Below are 15,860 nucleotides of genomic sequence, written 5' to 3' on the forward strand. Positions count from 1 at the left end.
GACGACTCTCCTCCCTCCCCGCATCCGATTGGACCTCCCTCATGACCCTCATCGACGGCTCGACGAGCCTGCGCCGCTGCTTCCCGCCGAACGGAGGAGCGCCGGCCGCCGGCGCCGTGACGACAGACGGCGACTGGCGTTCCCTCGGCTGCGATCTGGATGAGCTGCTGCGTCTCCGCCTCAGCGACATCCGTGCTGCAGTCGACGAGGCCCTCGCCCGCGACTTCGATCCCGACTGCGACCTCGAGGCCGCCGACGTCGAGGCCGCACAGGCCCTGCCCCCCGCGAGCGGGCAGATGGAGGTGTGGGCCGCCGGAGTCACGTACGAGAGATCACGCGACGCCCGCGAGGAGGAGAGTGAGGTGGCCGACGTCTACGCAAAGGTCTACGACGCCGCCCGACCCGAGCTCTTCTTCAAGTCGGTGCCATGGAAGGTCGTGACGGATGCGGCGCCTGTCGGCATCCGCGAGGACTCGGCCCTCAACGTCCCGGAGCCCGAGGTCGCCGTCCTGGTGAACGCGTTCGCCGAGATCGTCGGCTTCACGATCTGCAACGACGTGAGCTCCCGGAGCATCGAGGGCGAGAATCCGCTCTACCTGCCTCAGGCGAAGGTGTACTGGCACTCGTGCGCGATCGCGGCGTCCGTCCGGCCGGCCTGGGAGGTGACCGCCCCGGATGCACTCGACATCACCGCGGAGATCCGGCGCGGGGGCGTGCCGGTGTGGGATGCGAGGGGCACCACCGCGAAGATGCGCCGCAGCTTCGACGACCTCGTCTCATACGCCTTCGCCGCCGATGACTTTCCGGACGGCATGGTGCTCTCGACGGGCACGATGCTCGTCCCCGAGATGGACGTGACGCTGCAGGAGGGCGACGAGGTCGCGATCACGATCGCCGAACTCGGAACACTCGTGAACCCTGTCGTCGTCAGGGGCTCGCGCATGACTCGAGCCGACGGTCAGGCATAGGACCGCTTCCCCGGCGCGCGGCCGGCGGGAGCGACGTCGACCGTCGGTATCCTTGGCGGCAAGCATCCCGGGAGAGGGCGTCATGGTCGAGAGCAGCGGTTCGCCGGAGATGGAGGCGACGCGACGATCCCCGGACATGAGGGACTTCCAGCCCCGTGCCCGACCTGTGGTGAAGCGTCAGCGGATCTCCGACTGGGTGTACGACGAGATCTGCGAGGCGATCCGGGACATGTCGCTCCCGCCCGGCACGCCGATCTCCGAGCCCAGTCTGGCGGCGCAGCTCAACGTGAGCCGCGCGCCCGTCCGCGAGGCTCTGACGCGGTTGGCCGACCAGCGGCTGGTGGTGGTGACGCCGCAGGTCGGCACGCGCGTCGCCCCCATCCTGATGGGCGATGTCGCCGAGGCATGCTTCGTCCGGTCGGCCCTCGAGGTCGGCGCCTTCGAGACCGCGGCGGCCCAGCCCGACCTCGACACCACAGAACTGCGTCGGATCTTCGAGGCAGGGGCTCGAGCGGCACGGGCGCACGACGCGGAGGCCTTCTTCGAGGCGGACGAGCAGCTGCATCAGAAGGTGTTCGAACTCGCGGGCTTCCCGCACGTGTGGGATGTGCTCCGCGGCGTGAAGCTGAACCTCGACCGCCTCCGACGTCTGCACCTGGCGGATGCACTCGACAACCCCGACATCACCGCAGAGCATCGGACGATCGTCGAGGCGCTCGAGAACAGCGACCTGCCCACAGGCATCGAAGCGATCCAGCGGCACGCGCATCGCATCCTCATCGATAGCGACGACGCCTTCCGCGCCCGGTCGCCGGAGTACTTCGAGGAGTAGACCGGCGACGCGGGCGATGGATGCGGCGAGACCCTACTCCTCTCCCGCCGCCGTGAGGAGCGCGACGGCCGTCGTCGCGAACCGGGGAATCGTGACCGTGAGATGCCGCCCATCCGTCACGGAGAGCGACTCGCGTCGCTCGCCGTTCAGCGTCGCGCGCGCGGCTCGCACGACCTCGTCGCGCATGGTGAGCGTGACCGGAATCGCGGTCTCCGCGAGAGACTGCAGCGCCACAAGGATCCCGCCGTCGGGCTCGCGTCGGATGAACAGCACGCGTACGCGGTCATCGTCGACGGTCAGGAGCGCGTCCGCGGTGCCGGCGGCCTCCGCCGGGTCGGCCGCCACCGCGAGCAGGGGTCGGACGAGGTCCGCAGCCAGCTGCGCACCCCGCGTCCCCGCCTCTTCTGCGCCCTGGGTCTCCGAGGCGGCGACGCGGTAACGGAAAACCATGTCGAGCGACTGCTCGGACGGGAAGTTCGTGTCCCACAGGTTGTTGTGGATCCAAGAGAAGACGGTGCTGGGCTCGCGGTTCTTGAGCGTGCCGGGAAACGGCGCGTACGGCAGGGCGATGTCGCCGAGCTGGACCAGCGGCGCATCCCGCGTGACGAGCGTGACCGCGCGCCGGTCACCCCACAGGCTCACCCAGTCCCGGACGGCGTGCATGTAGTCGGCGCCGCCCGGCACGTGCGGGACGTCCGTACCGGCGACGGAGCCCGAGACCTCGTAGCGCACGACCGGGTCCTGGATCGCGAACGGGAAGGCGAAGAAGCCGGATTCCTTGCTCGCGGTCGACGCCTTGACGACCCGGTTCTCGATGTCGACGGCGCCGGCGCCGACATCGAGCCGGATCGTGGTCACGATCGCCTCGACCCCCGTGCAGAAGGAGCGGAATCGGATCCAGCTCGACACGTCGTCGCGACCCGCATCCTCGAATGCCACGTGCGTCTGGGTCGCTCGATCCGCGAGCAGCACCAGATCGGGCCCGCTGTCGGCGACGAATCCCGACAGGTGATTGAAGTGCCCCTGGCTGGCCAGCCGATCGTGGACGTAGGCGTTGAAGCCGAACGCGGACCCCCAATCGACCAGTTCGTGCCCCGTGGCGAGGTCGCGGATCGAGGTGATCCAGCCCCGCCGCGGATCGACCTCGACGCGGATCAGCCCGTTGTCGAGTCGCCAGATCGGGTCCGCGGGCCGGCGAGGCATCAGCGTTCCCTCCGAGGTCACGACGCGACCGCGAGGATCGACGACCTCCACGTCCACCCGCAACGATCCGAGGGCCGGCACACCCTCAGCACGGAACCGGAGCAGTCTGCCGGCATCGCGGTGGACGGGATTGACCTGATCGTCCTCAGCGAAGGTGATGTCGCGCCCGGTGCGGCTGTCCACGAGTCGTATGCCCGCCCGCGTATGCACGAGGCTCTCGGGGAGGAAAGCGGAGACGAGACCGTCGCGTGCGGTGCCTTCGGTGTTGACGACCCAGATGGATGCGTCGCCCGCTCCGCCTCTCTGCTCCGCATAGGCGCGCAGGACCTCCTGGGTGAGCAGCCAGGACTCCTGCTGCGCGCCGATCGCCTTCTCGGCCTTCCAGTGCCACTGATCGACCCCGGTGTCGTAGGCGGAGTCGCCCGCCGTCCACGGATGCGCGGCGCCCCATGTGTGCTCGTCGAAGAGTTCGACGCTCTCCCAGGCCGCGTCGAGCCGGTCGTCGAACCCCGGGACGGCATCCGTGCCGAGCAGCGCATTGATCGTGGTCGCCTGGGACAGAGCGGCCTGGGCCTCGCGGTTCATCTGCAGGTGGCGTGCCGCGGAGCCGATTCCGTCCGCCCACCAGTCGTTCCAGTCCCCGACGAACGTCTCGATCTCGTCGCCATGCCGCGCGTCCATGAGCTCGAAGAACTCCTGGGAGGTCGACACGGCAAGCCGCGGATACTCCCAGCGCTCGTTCCAGTCGCGGACGATCTCGTTCAGGCGTCGGTTGGGCGGACAGTTGTCGCCGACGCGACCCATCACCCGCAGGTGGAGCTCGTTCCACCCATACGGGTCGCGGTCGAAATCCCGGTCGCCCATCGCGAAGCCGAAGCAGTTGTCGTCGTACGGGTACCCGTAGGACGCCTCCGCGAGGAGGTAGAGGGGAAGGCGATCTTCGACGTCCTCGATCGAGTCGTGGAATCCGAGGTTCGCCCCTTCCTGATACGCCATCCCCTGTGCGGTCGTGGTCTGCCACACGAGCACGCTCGCGCCGCCGGGCGAGGCCCACCGGAAGAGACGGGGCAGATTGATTCCGTCCCTGAGGTACGGGACGGACCGGCCCGCCCAGTTGTGCGCGACCGCCAGATACTTCACGCCGGCATCGGAGAGCGCCTCCACGGTTCCGGCGACGCATCCGGGGACGTCGGTCTGATACGCCACCGGGATGTCAACCCCGAACCGTGCGGAGATCTCCCGGGCGTAGCGCAGCAGGCCGTGCAGCTCCTCGGTCGAGCAGGTCTCCGTGTGCATGTTGAACGGCATCGCGGCCAGTTCGATCCGACCGCATCGCACCTGCTCCATGAAGCGCTCGACGGTCTGCGGCCGGCGACGGCGGATCCATTCGCGCAGGACCCAGATCGACTCGACGCTCCAGCGGAAGGCGCTCGGCGTCGCCTCCGGCTCGCTCTCGGCAAGCCGCAGCGCGTCGTCCAGATACGCGAGCTGTTCGACGATGACCCTGCTCTGCAGGTCGGTGTACCCGATGTCGAAGTGGGAGTGGTGGATGAGCGACACCTCCCACGGTCGGACCGGAGCAACGGTCACCGCCACCGACAGGTCGTCGATCTCAGGGAGTCCGAGTCGCACCACGAGCGACTCGGACTGCGCCGGGATGAAGAACCGCGCGCCGTCCAGGGTGCGCTCCGCGGCAGGCGTGAGGATCGTGCCGTCCGGCAGGGTGATCTCCGCCCACGTCACCGCGTGCGACGTGCGGACGCGGATCGGCTGCTCCGGGCCCCGGTCGCCGCGCCTGAGCAGCGGCTCGACGGCCACGTCGACGGCTTCGCCGACCCCGGGCTGGGCGCGGAAGGCCCGATCGCGCAGACCATTGATCGCTCGGGGGTGGTCGAAGGGGTAGGTGCGGCGCAGATCTGCCTGCCCCTGGTCTTCCGTGAAGAGGCCGGGGGCATCGTCGACGTCGGACGTCACGTCGTCGTGAGACATGGGGGAGATGGCTCCTTCGGATTCAGAGGTTGCTGGTGAGGCCGGTCACGAAGAACCGCTGGAAGACGAGGAACACGATGATCGCGGGGGCCGAGACGGCGACCGCGGTCGCCAGGATCGCGGGCTGCGACAGGGCACTCGACTGCGTCTGCAGCGATGCGAGTGCCGCCATGACCGGCTGGTTCTCGGCGCTGATGGTCAGGGAGATGCCGAAGAACAGCTCGTTCCAGATGTAGATGAACTGGAAGACGAAGGCGGCCAGCAATGCGGGCCGCATCAGGGGCAGGAAGACCCGGAGGTACATCTGCCACCAGCCGGCACCGTCCAGTTTCGCCGCCTGACCGATCTCGGACGGGATGGTGACCAGATAGTTGCGCGTGATGAAGAACGCGAACGGGATGCACAGCGCGGTGTACACGATCAGCATGATCGTCTTCGTGTCATACAGTCCCAGCGCTGCGGAGGCCTGGTACAGCGGCACCGCGAACACCTGGAGCGGAAGAAGCGTGCCGGCGTAGATCAGCCAGAACCACAGGCGCGGGCGACGCACCGGCATGATCGTGAGACCGAACGCGGCCGCGGAGGACAGCGCGACCGCCAGCCCCGATCCGACGACCGCGTACAGGACGCTGTTCCAGAAGACCTGGTCGAACGACCCCGCCTGCCACCCTTGCGCGACATTGCTGAAGAAGGCGAAGCCGGTCGGCCACCAGACGGGACTCCCGGTGTACGACTTCACCGGCGTCATCGCATTGACGACGACGAGGTAGGTCGGGACGACCCACAGCAGCGTCAGCAGGACGACGAGGGTGTTGCGGAAGAGGACGCCGGGGCGCAGGCGCGCTTTCATGCTTCATTTCCAATCTGGCGGCGCAGGTAGATCCACGAGCAGACCACGACGATGATCGTCAGCACGACCGCGATGGCACTGCCCACCGCAGGGTCCAGAAGCAGGAACGACTCCCGGTACATCGAGAGCGCGAGAGTCTCAGAGGTCCGATTCGGTCCGCCCTGCGTCAGCACCCAGATCACGTCGAAGGCGCGCAGCGCGTTGGTGATCGTGAGGCCGATGACGACGATCGTGGTGGGACGCAGCTGCGGGAGGATCACATCCTTGAACCTCACCCATCCATCGGCGCCGTCGATGGCCGCAGCCTCGACGGTCTCGCGAGGGATCGTCTGCAATCCGACCATGTAGAGGACCACGTTGACGCCGGTGGACTGCCAGGAGGCGATCAGCAGCGCGCTGATGACGTTGAGCGGCCAATGGAGGAGCCACTGCACCGGCGCACCAGGAGCGAGCAGACCGATGAACTCGAGCGCCTGATTGAGCGACCCGGCGCTCGTGAAGATGATGTTTCCGATGATCGCCACGACGGTGCCGGCCAGCGCGTACGGCAGGATCACCGCGGCGCGCGCGACGCCGCCGAGCCTCATGCTGCTGGTCATGACGGCGATGCCGAGACCGAGGACGACCGGGATGATGAGCGATCCGATCGCCCAGAAGACGGTGTTGAACAGGCTCAGCTGGAGGTTCGGATCTTCGAACATCGTCACGTAATTCGCGAATCCGACGAATCCCTCGTCACCCGAGCCGATGAACGAGCGGATGATCGTGTAGACGAACGGAATCAGCAGGACGATGCCGACGACGAGCAGCGCGGCGAGGAAGAACGGCGCCGCCGCCATCCGGTCGCGTCGCTCGTAGCGAGGCTCGCTGCGCCGCTGCGGGCGGGACTTCGGTTCTGATCGGGTCTTGGTCTCGTCCAAGACCGATCCTTTCATGAGCGTCATGACAATCCTCGGGTCGTGGCTGCCGAAGGGAGCGTGCTGCGGGAGGGGCGGAGACCCTCCCGCAGCACGGGGGCTAGCCGATGCTCGGGTTCGAGTCCCAGGCGGCCCATTCGGTCTTCGCCTGGCTGTTGAGCGCCGCGATCGTCTGGTCGAGCGTGGAGGGGTCGACCATGAATCCGCCCAGTGTGCTGATGCTCGACTGCACGAGCTTCGGCGGGAAGGACTCGTAGTAGCGGTTGAGGATCGTCGGCTTCTCGTCCTTGACCTGCTGGGCCACGCTCTGGATCACCGGATCGGTCGCCGTGACGTTGGGGTTCGGCGAGGAGTCTCCGATGTACCCGGACCACACCTTCTGCACCGGCGCCGTCATCCACGCCGCGATCGCCTTCAGCGCCCCGTCCTTATGGGGCGCGTTCTTCGGCACCGCGATCGCGCCACCCTCCAGATACAGGCCGGGAGCCTGTCCGTCCTTCATCGACGGGGTCAGGAAGGCGCCGTACTCGCTGTCGGTGAGTCCGGCGGTCTTGAACATGCCGTTCGCCCAGGTGCCCATCGGCACCATCGCGATCTTGCCGGCCTTCATCGCTGCGGGGCAGTCGAACGTCTTCGTGTCCGCGGGCGACATCCACCCGCTGTCGATCCACTTCTTCCACGTGGTCATCGCCGTCTTCACGGCCGGGTCGTCGAACTTCGCCTTGTTCTGGGTGAGCTCGTCGTACGTGCTGGGCGACTCGGCGCCGAGGAACATCTGGAAGGGGACGAACGACGGCCACCCCTCCGACTGCCCGGTGCAGAACTGATAGCCGGCCGTCTTCAGCTTCGCCATGTCGGCCTCGAGGTCCGTCCACGTCGTGGGCGGAGCCGCGATGCCGGCCTTCTGGAAGGCGGTCTTGCTGTAGAACGTCACCCAGTACGACTGCACGAAGGGCACGGCGTACACCTTGCCCTTGTAGGAGTAGAACGGCCGCAGCGCGTCGTTGATCTCCCCGGCCTTCACCGCGGCGTCCCACTGTGTCGTGAGGTCCTGCAGCTGCCCGGTCGCCGCGAGGCCCTGGAGCATCTTGCCGCTCCACCACTTGATGATGTCGCCCGACTTGTTCGTCGGAAGAGCCGACAGCACCGTCTGGGTGTAGTTCGCCGTCGACGGCAGCGACAGCGGGCTCAGCGAGTAGCCCGTCGTCTTCGCGATCTCCTGCCCCGCCTTGACGAAGCCGTCCTTCCACTGCGGGTTGTCGTTGTACATCGTCAGCGCGACGGCCCCGCCGTCCTTCTGCGCGTGGGCGGCGCCGCTGCATGCGGCGAGCGCGACACCCACCAGTGCCACCGCGGTCACCGCTGCGGCTGCGCGCATCGTCGACCTGACTGTGTGTGATCCAAGAACCACGTGCATCACCTCTCTGTGATTACTGCAGGATTCGAGACCCGGTCTCGTTGAATCGAAGCTTACATACAAGTATTCAAGTCTGCAAGAGATTCTTGCCGGCGCCACTCGAGACCCGAGCCACGCCGCGGGGAACGCCTTCACCCAGGTCAACCCCGCCGCCATCGCGAGCTGCACCTCGCTGGGGGTCGCGACGCCGGGAAGGATCGGGATGCGGACAGCCTGCGCGGTCCGGACGACGGCGGGGTCGAATGGCGTCGACCAGACTCTCTGCCCACGCGGGCGCCACCATCGCCATCGTCTCCCCCACCGCGAGGAGGACGTGCGGCGCATGCTCGTGCCCATACGAGGTCACGGCGTCCTGCTCACGACCCGACCCGCTCACGACCCGACATAGAGCGCTTCGATGCCGGCGTCGACCGACAGGGCGACGCCGTTCGTCGACTGCGCATCCGGGCCGGCGAGGTACGCGACCGCGGCGGCGACCTCTTCCGCGGTCACGAGCCGGCCGTGCGGCTGCCGCGCCTCGAGCTTCGAACGCTCGACGCCCGCATCCGGAGCGGCTTCGAGGAGCCGCTGGATCCACGGGGTCTCGGTCGTCCCGGGGCAGACGGCGTTGAAGCGCACGCCGTCCGCGAGATGGTCGGCCGCGAGCGCCCGTGTCAGCGCGAGCAGAGCACCCTTGCTCGCGCTGTAGAGCGACCGGTTCGGGAAGCCGGTGAGGGCGACCGCCGACACGACGTTCACGACGCACGACGGCCGCGCCGCGATGAGGTGCGGGATCGCGGCGCGGATGACGCGCACCGCACCCATGAGGTTGACGTCGAGGACGTGCGTCCACTCGGCGTCGTCGTTGTCGACGATCCGGCCGGCCGCACCGACCCCGGCCGAGTTGACGACGATGTCGATGCGGCCCCACCGTGCGACGACGTCCGCCACGGCGCGCTCGACCGACCGGGGGTCGGTCACGTCGACGACGACGGAGACGGCATCCACCCCCTCGACGACGCTTCGATCGAAGATTGCGACCTGGGCTCCGTCGCGCGCGAGCCGCTCGACCGTGGCGCGCCCGATCCCGGACGCACCCCCCGTCACGATGGCGACCTTGCCGTCCCATGCATTCATGAGTGCTGCTCTCCTGGTTCAGACGGCCGCGGCGACGCGCTGACGCTGGCGCCCCAAGCCTTCGATGGCGATCTCGACGACGTCGTCGTCGGTGAGGTAAGGGAAGCGTCCGGACAGCGCGACGCCCTCGGGCGTGCCGGTGAGGATGACGTCCCCCGGTTCGAGGAGCGTGTGCGCGCTGAGCCGCGCGACGATGGTGGCGACGTCGAAGATCATGTCGGAGGTCCGGGAGTCCTGCCGCACGTCTCCGTTGACGAAGCTCTGGATCGACAGGTCGGAGGGGTCGGCATCCGTCACGAGCCACGGGCCGAGCGGGCAGAATCCCGGCGCTCCCTTGCCCTTGGACCATTGACCGCCCGAGATCTCGAGCTGCCACTGCCGCTCGGAGAGGTCGTTGGCCACGGTGTACCCCGCGATGTGGTCGAGGGCCGCATCCGGCCCCGTCAGCTGCCAGGCCGGCGTTCCGATGACGATCGCGAGCTCGGCCTCCCAGTCCACTTTCTGCGTGCCGGGCGGCAGCGGAATGGTGTCGTCCGAGCCGACCACCGTGTGCGGCGGCTTCAGGAACACGACGATGTCCGTCGGCGGCTCGCTGCCTCCTTCGCGGGCGTGCGCGGCGTAGTTCATGCCGATGCAGTAGACGGCGCCGGGACGAGCGATCGGAGCGCCGAATCGCGTGCCGTCCTCGGGCTCGACCACGGGAAGCGTGCCGATCGCCCTCTCGACGGCGCCCACCGGGTCGGCTGCGAGGAAGGCGCCGTCGATGTCGGGAGTCAGGGGGCGCAGGTCGAGGAGCTGGTCGCCGACGAGGACGACCGGGATCTCCCGCCCGGGGGCGCCGATTCGCGCGAAACGCATGAGGGTTCTCTCTTTCGTGTCGAGTGCTGGGGCCGGATGGTCGATCACCGCTCGGCCGAGCGGATCCGGGACAGCCGGGTCGTGGTGGTCAGGGGTTCATGCGGCGGTAGGGCGATGCCGGGTCCGCCGCGCGGGCGACCGTCGGACGTCTCCCCCTCGCCGGGCAGCACATTCGCAGGCTCGACGGCCACCGCGAAGAGCCGCCGGAACCACGGCCACCCCGCACCCGCATTGGCTTCGATCCAGAACCAGGCGTGCGGGTGGACCGCGCGGTCCCACGACAGCCGCACCCCGAATCCGTGCGTCGGGCTGTGGAACTCGGCCTCGGCATCGGTCAGGTCGGTGAACGCCGCGAACAGCGACTCGCGCGAACCGGGACCGGGCAGATGGATGCCGCGCGCACCGGCGCGCGCCCCGAGCACGGCATCCGGTGCACCCACCGCGCCGGGTGCGGCGAGGCTGCCCGGCGCGTCGGCGTCGGCGACGAGGGTGGCGGCAGCCACGGTGACGTAGCTCCGCTCGTCGAGGAAGGGGGCCCCGAACGCCGGATGCTGCACGATCCGCACGTGCACCTCATCCGGGGAGAGGTTCTGGAAGGTGTCGGTGACGACGAGCCCGTCGGCATCCGTCGCGATCGTCCGGTGCAGGTGCAGCGGCGCGGTCGCGAGCCGGGTCTCGAGCTCGCAGGATGCGGCGGAGCGGGCCTGCACCGTCCATTCCGCGAGCGCCGCCTCACCGTGGAAGCCCTGCAGGACGCCGTCGTGCAGCCGCTCGGGTCCGGCGTTCGGGACGAGCAGCTGCCACCCGCCGGGATAACCGGCCAGCCACTGTCCCTGCGAGTCGGCGCCGCTGGGAGCGCGGCCGACGCGACCGGTCGGAGACACGGCGAGCAGCGGCACGCCCGTGGCACGATCGGTCACCTGCACGATGTCGGCGCCGCGCTCCGGCGCCACCACGACATCGAACGCGTCGCCTGTCAGAGTGACCGTCACGTCAGCCGCCGAAGGGTGTCGAGGGGATGCCGGTCACGCCGAGATCGCGCACGACGAAGACGGAGCCCGCCCCCGGATCTGCGGAGGGGTCGATCCCGGCGGCCGCACTCGTCACCCACAGCTCGTCGAGCGCCGGTCCGACGAACGCGCAGGAGGTGGGCTGGGCGGTCGGGATCGGGACCGTCTGCAGCCGCTCCCCGCACGCGGAGAACTCGTGCACCGCCCCGCCCCCGTACTCAGCGACCCACAGATGTCCGCGCGTGTCGACGCACAGCCCGTCCGGATACGCGCGGAACGCATCGGCGTCGACCAGGACGGTCGGCGACGTTCCGATCGTGCCGCGGTCGGCATCCCACGCGAAGCGCAGCACCTGCCGGGCTTGCGTCTCGACGAGGTAGAAGGCGTCGTGGGCAGGACTCCAGTCCAGACCGTTCGGCTGGGTCAGATGGTCCAGGACCAGAGTCGCGCTCCAGTCCGGGGCCAGCATCCAGAGCCCTCCGCGGCCCGCCGCGAAGTCCATCGCGCAGCTGCCCGCCCAGAATCGGCCCTTCGGATCCACCTTGGCGTCGTTCATCCGGATGCCATTGGGCAGGCAGTCGACGCGGTGGTCGATCTCGCCGGCGGCATCGAACCCCACGAAGCCGCTCGCGACCGCGGCGACCAGACCGCCGTCCGCGCGCTGCGCGACCGCGCCCACCATCTCCGGGTACCGCGTTGCCGTCGTCTCGCCCGTCGCGGGGTCGGTGCGCAGGATCTCCCCGCGCACGATATCGACCCAGTGCATCGCGCCCGCGGATGCATCCCAGACGGGTCCCTCGCCGCACTCCGCGCGGCGACGGACGGCCAGGGCGGCCGCTTCGCTCATGATGGACTCCTTCGTCTGCGTGATGGGGATGGGGAGGATGCCGTCCCTGCGGCACCCGTGGTCACTGCCTGGCTCAGGGAGCGAAGAAGTCGGGGAAGGACGACTGCAGGCGCGCACTGTCCGTCAGCACGCGATGAGTGTGGGTGTGGATGACGGCCATCCCGGCCTCCTCGTCCCGATTCGCCAGGGCATCGACGATGGCCTGGTGTTCCGTGCACAGTTCGGGGTTGTCGACGGCGACGCCGAGGCTGAGGTGACGCAGCCGGTCGAGGTTGACCTTCATCCCCCGCACGAACCCCCACAGGCGGGACACTCCGGCCAGCGAGAAGACGAGCCTGTGGAGCTGCTCATCGGTCTCGAAGAACGCTTCGGCGTCTCTCTGGTCGAACGCCTCGCGGTTGAGGTCCACGACGCCCTGCAGCTCGGAGAGATCGAGCACGTGCGCGTCGATCGCCTGCCGGAATGCGCCGGTCTCGAGCGAGTTCCGCACGAAGACGGCGTCGCTGACGTCCCTCATGGAGATGGGTGCGACCTGACTGCGCACCTGCGGCACGACGGTGATGAGCCGCTGGTCCGCGAGACGTGTGAATGCTTCGCGGACCGGAGCGCGGCTCACGCCCAGCCATGTGGCGACGACCGGTTCGGACAGCGACGCTCCGGGCTGCAGGCGGAGGCTGCGGATCGCCTCGCAGAGCTCGTCGTAGACATAGTCCGAGATGCGACCGCGCGAGGCGGCCGTGTACCCGGACACGCTCCCGATGGGCTGCAATGCGTCGAGAGGGCTGACGCGGAGCTGACCGCGGATGCCGCTGCCGCCCGCGTCGGGTAGTGCCGTCATGGTGCTCCCTCGTAAGGTCGAGATCGATTCGAAGATCCGACTTGCAGGCTAGTATACAAGTACCTAGGCTGGCCGCAACGAACAAAGCCGACAAGGAGGTCGCGATGCGCGACGCAACTCACGCAGGGCGCGCCGTGGTCGTCACGGGCGGCTCGCAGGGAATCGGGCGCGGAATCGCGGAGACCTTCGCTGCGCACGGCGCCGCGGTCGTCGTGCACGGCCTGACGGAGGACTTCGTCGCAGAGACGGTGGACGCGATCCGCCAGGCAGGAGGCGCGGCGATCGGATCGTGGGGCCCCATCGACGATCCGCAGACGGCGATCGACGCGGTGGATGCCGCCATCCGCACGTTCGGCCGGCTCGACCACCTGGTCACCGCCGCAGGGGTCCAGCGCTACGGCGACGCCGTCTCGACATCGCTCGAGACGTGGGACGAGGTCTTCGACGTCAACGTCCGCGGTGTCTTCCTCGCGGCCCGCGCCGCGCTTCCGCACATTCGTCAGCGCCGGGGAACGGTCACGATCATCTCGTCCGTGCAGGCGACCGCGACCCAGCAGTCCGTCGTCGCCTACACCGCGAGCAAGGGCGCGCTCAACGCCATGACGCGGGCGATGGCGGTCGACGAGGCCGCCTACGGCGTGCGTGTCAACTCGATCGCCCCCGGCTCGGTCGACACCCCGATGCTCCGCCACTCCGCTGCGATGTTCTCGGACGGCACGGCGGACGGCATCGAGAGCACGATCGCCGCGTGGGGCAGCGCGCACGCCCTCGGGCGCGTGGCGCAGCCCGGCGAGATCGGCGAGGTCGCGTCGTTCCTCGCGAGCGACGCCGCGAGCTTCATGACCGGTGCCGAACTCCGCGTCGACGGCGGCCTCCTCGCGCGTATCGCGGCCGCTCTTCCGGCCCGCGACTGACACACGGACAGACGAACAGAAAGGCACCCGATGATCCAGCTGAGCGAGCTCCTGCCACCGCGCCCGGAGGCGTCGTGGAAGCTCATCCGCCAGGTCGGCGTCGACAACGTCGTGGGCGTCCTCAACGGCGCCGAGCAGGACCAGCGCATGTTCCAGTCGGTGGGAGCCGGAGGGTGGACCGCGGAGGACCGGGACGAGGTGCCATGGAGCGAGAAGGCGCTCGCGCACAACGTCGAGGTGTACGCGGACTACGGCTTCCGCCTCATCGCGACCGAGGACACGGCGCCCCTCGACAAGGCGCGCCTCGGCCTGGAGGGGCGCGACGAGCAGATCGACCACGTCATCGAGCAGGTCCGTGCGATGGGGCGGCTCGGCATCCCCACCCTCGCCTACAACTGGATGGCCCTGTCGAGCTGGGGCCGCACGAACATCGCGATCCCCGACCGCGGCGGCGCCCTGGTCACAGGCTTCCGCAAGGCGGACACCGATGCCATGCCGCGTCTGGTCGACGAGGGCGAGGTGTCTCGCGAGCAGATGTGGGACGCCCTCGCATATTTCCTCGACGCGGTCGTCCCGGAGGCCGAGGCCGCGGGCGTGCGCCTGGCGATGCATCCGGACGACCCGCCCCAGCCGTTCGACCGCAACCTGCCGCGGATCATGAGCTCGGTCGAGGCCTTCCGGCGGCTGCTGTCGCTGCATCCCTCGAACGCCAACGGCATCACGCTCTGCCAGGGCAACTTCGCCCTGATGCCCGAGGTGCTCGACGGGACCACACCGATCCCGGCCGTCATCCGCGAGTTCGGCGCCGAGCGCATTCCCTTCGTGCACTTCCGCGACGTCCGCGGCACCCCGGTGGAGTTCCAGGAGACGTTCCACGACGCCGGCCAGACCGACATGCCGGCCTGCATGGAGGCGTACCAGGAGATCGGGTTCGCGGGCGCGATGCGGCCCGATCACGTTCCGACGCTCGAGGGGGAGCCCAACTCGCGCCCCGGCTACGAGACGCTCGGCCGCCTGTTCGCGATCGGCTACATCCGGGGTCTCGAGCAGTCCGTGTACGGGCACCCCTGCACACGGGTCGTCGCATGACCAGCGCACCGACGACGGATGCCTCCACGGTCGACGGCGCGGACGCGCTGTCTGCGATCCTCGTACGGCTCGGCCTCGCCCGAGCCGGGCAGCCGATCGAGTTCGAGGCGCTCTCGGGCGGAGTCTCCTCCGACATCTGGGTGGTGCGCACCGCGGATCGGCCGTTCGTCGTCAAGCGCGCGCTCGAGCAGCTCAAAGTCGACGCGGACTGGCATGCGCCCCTTGCGCGCGTCGCGTCGGAGGCCGCGTGGCTCGAGTACGCGGGCGCCGTCGTCCCGGGCTCGTGCCCGCGTGTGCTGGCCTTCGACGCGGAGACCTTCACGATGGCGCTGGAGTATCTCGATCCCGCCGAGCACCGCAACTGGAAGTCCGAGCTCCTCGCCGGTCGGGTCGACCCCGGTGTGGCGGCATCCGTCGCCTCGCGCCTCGGCCGCGTGCATGCAGCGTCGGCGGGCGACACCGCGCTCGCCGCGCGTTTCGATCACGCCGACCTCTTCGAGTCGCTCCGGATCGAGCCCTACCTCGTCCGGGCGGGGGCCGCTGTGCCAGAGGCGCGTGAGCAGCTGGCCGAGATCGCCCAGTCCCTCCGCGCCACCCGTGTCGGCCTGGTGCACGGCGACGTGAGCCCGAAGAACATCCTCATCGGCGCCGAGCCGATGTTCCTCGACGCCGAGTGTGCGACGTGGGGCGACCCGGCCTTCGACGCGGCGTTCTGCCTCACGCACCTCGTGCTCAAGCGCATCCACCTGGCCGCTCAGGGCGCGGCGCTGCGCGCCTCGGCACATGCGTTCCAGGATGCGTACCTCGCCGAGGTCGACTGGGAGGACGCGGACGCCGCGTCCCGCCGCATCGACCGGATCGTGCCGGCCCTCCTCCTGGCGCGCGTGGCCGGGGCCTCCCCCGTCGAGTATCTCGACGACGGAAGCCGCGCTCGGGTTCGATCTCTCGCCATCACGGCGCTCCGCACCGGGGTGCCGGTCGGCGCCCTCCTCGACGACGAAGAAGGATGACC

Annotated in this window: 14 protein-coding genes and 1 pseudogene; 5 read left to right on the forward strand and 10 right to left on the reverse strand. The window is 69.2% G+C overall.

Annotated features, from left to right (window positions below; genetic code table 11):
- Positions 1–41: 41 nt before the first annotated feature.
- Complete coding sequence (locus SM116_RS16455; protein ID WP_320942049.1) at positions 42–968, forward strand: fumarylacetoacetate hydrolase family protein; 927 nt, start codon at positions 42–44, stop codon at positions 966–968.
- Between the two features lie 136 nt (positions 969–1,104).
- Positions 1,105–1,800 (forward strand): GntR family transcriptional regulator, encoded by a 696-nt coding sequence (locus tag SM116_RS16460; RefSeq protein WP_320942050.1) that lies wholly within the window; start codon positions 1,105–1,107, stop codon positions 1,798–1,800.
- A gap of 33 nt (positions 1,801–1,833) precedes the next feature.
- Here SM116_RS16460 and SM116_RS16465 read toward each other — a convergent pair whose 3' ends face one another.
- From SM116_RS16465 to SM116_RS16510, 10 genes and pseudogenes are all read right to left on the reverse strand, one after another.
- Positions 1,834–4,992 (reverse strand): glycoside hydrolase family 38 N-terminal domain-containing protein, encoded by a 3,159-nt coding sequence (locus SM116_RS16465; protein ID WP_320942051.1) that lies wholly within the window; start codon positions 4,990–4,992, stop codon positions 1,834–1,836.
- A 22-nt stretch (positions 4,993–5,014) separates the two neighbouring features.
- Positions 5,015–5,842: a carbohydrate ABC transporter permease gene (locus SM116_RS16470; RefSeq protein WP_320942052.1), complete on the reverse strand. Its 828-nt coding sequence runs from the start codon at positions 5,840–5,842 to the stop codon at positions 5,015–5,017.
- Positions 5,839–6,786 (reverse strand): carbohydrate ABC transporter permease, encoded by a 948-nt coding sequence (locus SM116_RS16475; RefSeq protein ID WP_320942053.1) that lies wholly within the window; start codon positions 6,784–6,786, stop codon positions 5,839–5,841. Before SM116_RS16475 ends, SM116_RS16470 begins: the two co-directional genes overlap by 4 nt.
- Positions 6,787–6,859: 73 nt before the next feature.
- Entirely contained in the window at positions 6,860–8,137 is a 1,278-nt protein-coding gene (locus SM116_RS16480; RefSeq protein ID WP_320944200.1) for an ABC transporter substrate-binding protein, read from the reverse strand.
- A 156-nt stretch (positions 8,138–8,293) separates the two neighbouring features.
- Positions 8,294–8,512 (reverse strand): annotated as a pseudogene (locus tag SM116_RS16485) (hypothetical protein); the annotation flags it as partial.
- Positions 8,513–8,548: 36 nt separating this feature from the next.
- A complete protein-coding gene (locus SM116_RS16490) occupies positions 8,549–9,292 on the reverse strand; it encodes an SDR family NAD(P)-dependent oxidoreductase (RefSeq protein WP_320942054.1) in 744 nt (247 codons plus the stop codon).
- Between the two features lie 18 nt (positions 9,293–9,310).
- Positions 9,311–10,150, reverse strand: a complete 840-nt coding sequence (locus tag SM116_RS16495) for a fumarylacetoacetate hydrolase family protein (RefSeq protein WP_320942055.1) — start codon at positions 10,148–10,150, stop codon at positions 9,311–9,313.
- 44 nt (positions 10,151–10,194) lie between these two features.
- On the reverse strand, positions 10,195–11,142 hold the full coding sequence (locus SM116_RS16500) for a DUF4432 family protein (RefSeq protein ID WP_320942056.1): 948 nt from the start codon (positions 11,140–11,142) through the stop codon (positions 10,195–10,197).
- A 1-nt stretch (position 11,143) separates the two neighbouring features.
- On the reverse strand, positions 11,144–12,007 hold the full coding sequence (locus SM116_RS16505; protein WP_320942057.1) for an SMP-30/gluconolactonase/LRE family protein: 864 nt from the start codon (positions 12,005–12,007) through the stop codon (positions 11,144–11,146).
- Between the two features lie 73 nt (positions 12,008–12,080).
- Complete coding sequence (locus SM116_RS16510; protein ID WP_320942058.1) at positions 12,081–12,845, reverse strand: GntR family transcriptional regulator; 765 nt, start codon at positions 12,843–12,845, stop codon at positions 12,081–12,083.
- Positions 12,846–12,949: 104 nt separating this feature from the next.
- Here SM116_RS16510 and SM116_RS16515 point away from each other — a divergent pair, with 104 nt between their 5' ends.
- Genes SM116_RS16515 through SM116_RS16525 form a run of 3 tightly spaced genes read left to right on the forward strand, consistent with a single transcriptional unit; the run spans position 12,950 to position 15,858 of the window.
- Positions 12,950–13,759 carry an SDR family NAD(P)-dependent oxidoreductase gene (locus SM116_RS16515; RefSeq protein ID WP_320942059.1) on the forward strand — a complete coding sequence of 270 codons (810 nt, stop codon included), beginning with the start codon at positions 12,950–12,952 and terminating at the stop codon, positions 13,757–13,759.
- A 30-nt stretch (positions 13,760–13,789) separates the two neighbouring features.
- Positions 13,790–14,848, forward strand: a complete 1,059-nt coding sequence (locus SM116_RS16520; protein WP_320942060.1) for a mannonate dehydratase — start codon at positions 13,790–13,792, stop codon at positions 14,846–14,848.
- Positions 14,845–15,858 carry an aminoglycoside phosphotransferase family protein gene (locus tag SM116_RS16525; protein WP_320942061.1) on the forward strand — a complete coding sequence of 338 codons (1,014 nt, stop codon included), beginning with the start codon at positions 14,845–14,847 and terminating at the stop codon, positions 15,856–15,858. The genes SM116_RS16520 and SM116_RS16525 overlap by 4 nt, the downstream gene beginning before the upstream one ends.
- Positions 15,859–15,860 lie beyond the last annotated feature (2 nt).

Source organism: Microbacterium rhizosphaerae (genome assembly GCF_034120055.1).
Classification (GTDB): domain Bacteria; phylum Actinomycetota; class Actinomycetes; order Actinomycetales; family Microbacteriaceae; genus Microbacterium; species Microbacterium rhizosphaerae.

Bases quoted from the DNA above. Each gene is read 5' to 3' on its own strand.
- SM116_RS16505 (WP_320942057.1), bottom strand. From the start codon at position 12,007: ATGAGCGAAGCGGCCGCCCTGGCCGTCCGTCGCCGCGCGGAGTGCGGC.
- SM116_RS16465 (WP_320942051.1), bottom strand. From the start codon at position 4,992: ATGTCTCACGACGACGTGACGTCCGACGTCGACGATGCCCCCGGCCTC.
- SM116_RS16495 (WP_320942055.1), bottom strand. From the start codon at position 10,150: ATGCGTTTCGCGCGAATCGGCGCCCCCGGGCGGGAGATCCCGGTCGTC.
- SM116_RS16460 (WP_320942050.1), top strand. From the start codon at position 1,105: ATGAGGGACTTCCAGCCCCGTGCCCGACCTGTGGTGAAGCGTCAGCGG.
- SM116_RS16475 (WP_320942053.1), bottom strand. From the start codon at position 6,786: ATGACGCTCATGAAAGGATCGGTCTTGGACGAGACCAAGACCCGATCA.
- SM116_RS16470 (WP_320942052.1), bottom strand. From the start codon at position 5,842: ATGAAAGCGCGCCTGCGCCCCGGCGTCCTCTTCCGCAACACCCTCGTC.
- SM116_RS16520 (WP_320942060.1), top strand. From the start codon at position 13,790: ATGATCCAGCTGAGCGAGCTCCTGCCACCGCGCCCGGAGGCGTCGTGG.
- SM116_RS16510 (WP_320942058.1), bottom strand. From the start codon at position 12,845: ATGACGGCACTACCCGACGCGGGCGGCAGCGGCATCCGCGGTCAGCTC.
- SM116_RS16515 (WP_320942059.1), top strand. From the start codon at position 12,950: ATGCGCGACGCAACTCACGCAGGGCGCGCCGTGGTCGTCACGGGCGGC.
- SM116_RS16490 (WP_320942054.1), bottom strand. From the start codon at position 9,292: ATGAATGCATGGGACGGCAAGGTCGCCATCGTGACGGGGGGTGCGTCC.
- SM116_RS16455 (WP_320942049.1), top strand. From the start codon at position 42: ATGACCCTCATCGACGGCTCGACGAGCCTGCGCCGCTGCTTCCCGCCG.
- SM116_RS16525 (WP_320942061.1), top strand. From the start codon at position 14,845: ATGACCAGCGCACCGACGACGGATGCCTCCACGGTCGACGGCGCGGAC.
- SM116_RS16480 (WP_320944200.1), bottom strand. From the start codon at position 8,137: ATGCGCGCAGCCGCAGCGGTGACCGCGGTGGCACTGGTGGGTGTCGCG.